The sequence below is a fragment of the Achromobacter sp. genome, assembly GCF_036567245.1.
In the GTDB taxonomy this organism is placed as follows: domain Bacteria; phylum Pseudomonadota; class Gammaproteobacteria; order Burkholderiales; family Burkholderiaceae_B; genus Achromobacter.
On sequence record NZ_DATCUY010000208.1, the window covers coordinates 1 to 4,671 of the forward strand.

Annotated in this window: 5 protein-coding genes; 2 read left to right on the top strand and 3 right to left on the bottom strand. The window is 67.6% G+C overall.

The annotated features are described in order from the left end of the window. Nucleotides 1-760, top strand: a 760-nt coding sequence (locus tag VIR09_RS09020; RefSeq protein ID WP_332012557.1) for a tripartite tricarboxylate transporter substrate binding protein, incomplete at its 5' end; no start/stop codon positions are given. Nucleotides 761-809: 49 nt separating this feature from the next. Further along, nucleotides 810-1,754 (top strand): succinylglutamate desuccinylase/aspartoacylase domain-containing protein, encoded by a 945-nt coding sequence (locus VIR09_RS09025; RefSeq protein ID WP_332012558.1) that lies wholly within the window; start codon nucleotides 810-812, stop codon nucleotides 1,752-1,754. Between the two features lie 15 nt (nucleotides 1,755-1,769). Here the strand turns inward: VIR09_RS09025 and VIR09_RS09030 are convergent, their stop codons facing one another. The 3 genes from VIR09_RS09030 to VIR09_RS09040 form a co-directional block, all read right to left on the bottom strand. Beyond that, nucleotides 1,770-2,291 (bottom strand): lipocalin family protein, encoded by a 522-nt coding sequence (locus VIR09_RS09030; protein ID WP_332012559.1) that lies wholly within the window; start codon nucleotides 2,289-2,291, stop codon nucleotides 1,770-1,772. A gap of 80 nt (nucleotides 2,292-2,371) precedes the next feature. After that, nucleotides 2,372-3,943: a glutamate--cysteine ligase gene (gene gshA / locus VIR09_RS09035; RefSeq protein WP_332012560.1), complete on the bottom strand. Its 1,572-nt coding sequence runs from the start codon at nucleotides 3,941-3,943 to the stop codon at nucleotides 2,372-2,374. Between the two features lie 32 nt (nucleotides 3,944-3,975). Then, on the bottom strand, nucleotides 3,976-4,671 hold a 696-nt coding region (locus VIR09_RS09040), incomplete at its 5' end, for an alpha/beta fold hydrolase (RefSeq protein ID WP_332012561.1).

Here is a 4,671-nt window from a genome sequence, read left to right on the forward strand (position 1 = left end):
CACCATCGGCGCGCAGCGCGTGGCGCGGGCCGCGCCCGATGGCTACACGCTGCTGCTGGGCTCCACCAATGAAATGGTGATCGCCAGCATGATCAACAACGCCGTCAAGTACGACAGCGTGAAAGACTTCTCGCCGCTGGGCGTGATCGCTTCGCAGCCCATGCTGCTGGCCGCCAGCAAGAATTCGGGCGTGAAGACCGCCGCCGAGTATCTGCAGAAGCTGCGCGCCTCCGCGCCCGGCAGCTTCAACTACGGTTCCTCGGGCGTGGGCACGACCCTGCACCTGGCCGGCGAGATGATCAACCAGTCGACCGCCACGCGCGCCGAGCACGTGCCGTACCGCGGCGTGGCGCCGCTGGTGACGGACCTGATGAGCGGCCAGCTGGACTACGGCATGCTGGTGCTGTCCTCGGGCCTGCCGCAAGTGCGCGGCGACAAGATCGTGGCCCTGGGCGTGACGGAGAAGAAGCGTTCGCCGGTGGCGCCGGATCTGCCGGCCCTGGCGGAAACGCCGGGATTCGAAGCCGTGGACATCAGCGTCTGGTTCGCGCTCTACGGCCCGGCCGGCCTGCCCGAGCCGGTGGCCGCCAAGCTGCGCAGCGCGCTGGCCGACACGCTGAAGTCGGAGCAGTTCCGCGCCAAGATGCAGGAAGCCGGCGGCGTGCTGTCGCAGCCGGGCCTGGATCCGGCTGCCTATCAGGCCGAGGAAACCAGGAAGTACGGCGCGCTGGTCAAGGCCGCCAAGATCGAAGCCCAGTAAGTCGAAGCCGAGTCATCGCAACACCCAAGCACAGCAGCGGACAACATCCATGGAATTCAAGCTTCCCATTCCCGACCTGAGCGCCGAGCGCGCCGGCAATGCCGGCACCGCTGGCGTGTGGCATTTCGATTCAGGCCTTCCGGGGCGCGCGCTGATGGTGTCCGCGCTGGTGCATGGCAACGAGCTGTGCGGCGCCTGGGCCTTGAAGGACCTGCTGGCGGCGGGCCTGCGGCCGCGCCGCGGCAGCCTGACGCTGGCGTTCTGCAATCTGGAGGCGTTCGACCGTTTCGACCACGCCAACCACGATGCCTCGCGCTTCGTCGCCGAGGACATGAATCGCGTCTGGAGCGCCGAGCGTCTGGACAACCCCACGACGCCGGACCGCAAGCGCGGCGCCGAGCTGCGTCCCTGGGTGGAGCGCGCGGACTGGCTGCTGGACCTGCATTCCATGCATGAGCCGGGCGCGCCCCTGCTGCTGACGGGCGTCCTGCCGCGCAACATCGCGCTGGCGCGCCGCCTGAAGGCGCCGCAGCACGTGATCGTGGACGCGGGGCACAAGGACGGCGTGCGCATGCGCGATTTCGGCCAGTTTGGCGATCCCGCCCGTGACGACGCCTGCGCCCTGCTGATCGAATGCGGTTTCCATGGCGAACTGGCCGCACGCGATGTGGCGCGGGATATGGTGGCGCGCATGCTGGTGGAGTCGGGCGTGGCGGATGTGGGTGATGTGCCGGCGGGCTGGCTGTTGCCAGATGCCGAAAACCAGCGCGTGCTGGAAGTGACGGACGCGGTGGTCGCGCCGTCCATGGACCTGCGCTTCTCCGAGCCCTGGACGGGGCTGGAGACGTTTGAGCAGGCCGGTTCGATCCTGGGTTGGGCCGACGGGCAGCCCATCGTGACGCCTTACGATCGGTGCACGCTGATCATGCCGTCCTTGCGGCAGCTGAAGCCGGGCGTGACGGTGGTGAGGCTGGCGCGGGATTACGCGGGCTAAGCGCCGCGGTTCGTCCTACTTTTGCGGCGTGAACCGCAGTTCGTCCAGCTGGTAGCCCTGCGCCTTGGCGGCGTCCAGGGCCTTATCCAGTTCTTCCTTGGGCAGTTGCGGCGAGCGCGACAGGATCCACAGGTACTTCCTGTCCGGGGTGCCAACCACCGACCAGCGGTATTCGGGATCCAGGCCGATCACCCAGTAGTCGCCCTTGAACGGCTTGAAGAACGAGACTTCGAGCTTGGTATTGTTGCTGCCTTCCACTACCGTGGCGGTGCCGGACGCGGTGTCGATGTCGCCATCCTTGGTGCGGCAGCGGTTGTTCACGCCTACCGTGCCGTCAGCATGCGCGGTGTATTCGGCGGTGGTGTCTCCCACGCAGTCGCGCTGGAAGAACATGGGGAAATTCGCGATCTCGTACCACATGCCGGCGTAGCGCTTCAGGTCCACCGATTCCACGGTCTGCATGGGCGGCGGCGCGGCATGGACTATCCCCGCCACGCTGGCGGCCAAGGCCAGCAGGAATGTTGCGGTGCGGCGCATGGGGAAAACCTCCTGATGTGTCAGAGCTACCCGCGCCGCCAGCAAATGGCCGGCGCGGACCAAAACCTCAACGATACGCCTTATTTGCGCGGGGCCTTCAGCGCGGCGTGGTAGCGGGCCACATAGGTATCGAAATCCTCGGTGTCCGATTGCTCCAGGCGCTGCTGCTCCGCCGTGGATTGCGCGGCGGCTTGCTCATAGGCGGCTGCCAGGCCGGCGGGCAAGGCCTGCGCGCGCAGCGCGTCGGCGTGCTTGCGGCTGAGGTCCAGCGAATAGTCATGGAATGACAGGCGGCTCTCCGTCAGCGAGGCCAGCAGGCGCGCCGACGGCGTGGAGTCGGGCTGGTCGAGCTTGGCGCGCTGGGCCGCCAGGGCTTCGGCATAGGCGCTGCCGCCCAGGGCGGAGTCGAACAGCGCGGCGTAGGGCGCGATCTGATCCAGCAGTTCGTGGCCCCATTGCGCCAGGCCGATGGACTGGCCTTCGCGGTCCAGCATCAGGCCGGGCTTGCGGCCTTCCTTGACGACGGTCGAGAAGTTGTCGGCACTGCGCTGGCAGTAGCCGTTGTCGGGGAAGAAGGGGCTGTCGGACGCGGTGCAGAACAGCAGGAAGGCGTCGACGAAGCGGCTGGTGCTGGCGTCGATGCCTACCGGCGAGTTCGGGTCGATATCCAGGCAGCGGACTTCAACGTACTGCACCCCGCGCTCGGCCAACGCCGTGATCGGGCGTTCGCAGCGGCCGGTGGCGCGCTTGGGGCGGATGCTGGAGTAGTACTCGTTTTCGATCTGCAGCACGTTGGTATTGAGCTGGATCCATTCGCCGTCGCGGTGGGTGCCGATTTTCTGGTAATCGGGCCAGGGCTGGGTCACCGCGTCGTACAAACGGCCGAGGAACGTGTCCAGGTCGTTGTAGCAGAGCTTGAGCTGCGACTGCGCCTTGCTCTGGTAGCCCAGGTCGCTCATGCGCAGGCTGGTGGCGTAGGGCAGGTACAGCGTGCTGTCGCCCAGCTGTTGCAGCGGATGCTCGCGCCCGCGCAGGAAATCGCTGGACAGCGCCGGGGCGGCGCCAAACAGGTACATCAGCAGCCAGGAGTAGCGCGTGAAGTTGCGGATCAGGCCGATATAGCCGCGCGAGCGGCGGTCCTGGATGCTGCCGGGCTGCGTGTCCAGCACGGACCACAGGTCTTCGGCCAGCGAGAAGTTGTAGTGCACGCCGGCGATGCACTGCATCGTCTTGCCGTAGCGCACCGCCAGGCCGCGGCGATACACGTGCTTGAGCATGCCGGTGTTGGACTTGCCGTACCAGGCGATGGGGATGTCGGCTTCGGCCGGCAGCGTGGCGGGCATGGACTGATTCCAGATCAGTTCATGGTCCAGCACGCTGTAGACGTGGCGATGGGTGTTGGTCAGCTCGGCCAGCAGCGCGTCGACGTCCTTGTGCGTGCCCGTGATGAGTTCGAGCAGGGATTCGGAATAGTCGGTGGTGACGTGTTCGTTGGTCAGCGCCGATCCCAGGCCGGCGGGGTGCGGCTTGCGGGACAGGACGCCTTGCTCGTCCACGCGCAGGCCTTCCTTTTCGATGCCCCGCAGGGTCTGGGTCAGCAGCGATCGGTTGGCCTCCAGGCGGGAGAGGCGGTTGGCGGCAGTATCAGTCACGGGTTCTTCTCGTTTGGGTCTGTCGCCGGATTTTACGGGGTGCCGGCCTCCTGTGCCGAGGGAGTCAATACTGGGGACAGGGACAATGCCTGGGCGGTGCGCGCCAGCCACTCGTCCAGGTCGGCGTAGACCGGGTCGGCGATGGGGGCAGTTTCATTGAAAATCTCGTGCCAGGCGGTGTCGTACCACCGCAGGGTCAGCAGTTCGGCGGGCGCGCGCTGGGCGAATTGGCGGCTGCCTTCGGCGGCGACGATGGAATCATCGCCCGCCACCATCAGCAGGGTGCGACAGGCCAAGAGCGGGGCTTCGCGCAGGGATTCGCGGCCGCCCTCGTCCACGAAGCGGGCCAGCCGCCCCGTCATGTGACGCCGCACCAGGGGATCGCTGCGGTAGGCCTTCACCACGGCGGGGTCATGGGAGATGCGGGCGGGCGCCAGACCGTGGGGCACGCGCAGGTCGGGCGCATGCAGGGACATCCAGGTCAGCGTGCGTCGCACCCAGGGGGGCACGTGCACCACGAAGGGCGGCGAACTGAGCACCAGGCCGTCGATCTCGGCCATGCGGCGCAGGGCGATCCGCACTGCAACCAGGGCGCCCAGGCTGTGGCCCAGCAGGATGGGGGGGCGTCCGTGCGCGGCGGTCCAGGCCCGCAGCCGGTCCACCGCATCGACGACCAGATCGTCCTCGCGGCTCAGGGTTGCGGGCCGGCCGCCGGAGCGGCCATGGCC

Bases quoted from the DNA above. Each gene is read 5' to 3' on its own strand.
- VIR09_RS09025 (WP_332012558.1), top strand. From the start codon at position 810: ATGGAATTCAAGCTTCCCATTCCCGACCTGAGCGCCGAGCGCGCCGGC.
- VIR09_RS09030 (WP_332012559.1), bottom strand. From the start codon at position 2,291: ATGCGCCGCACCGCAACATTCCTGCTGGCCTTGGCCGCCAGCGTGGCG.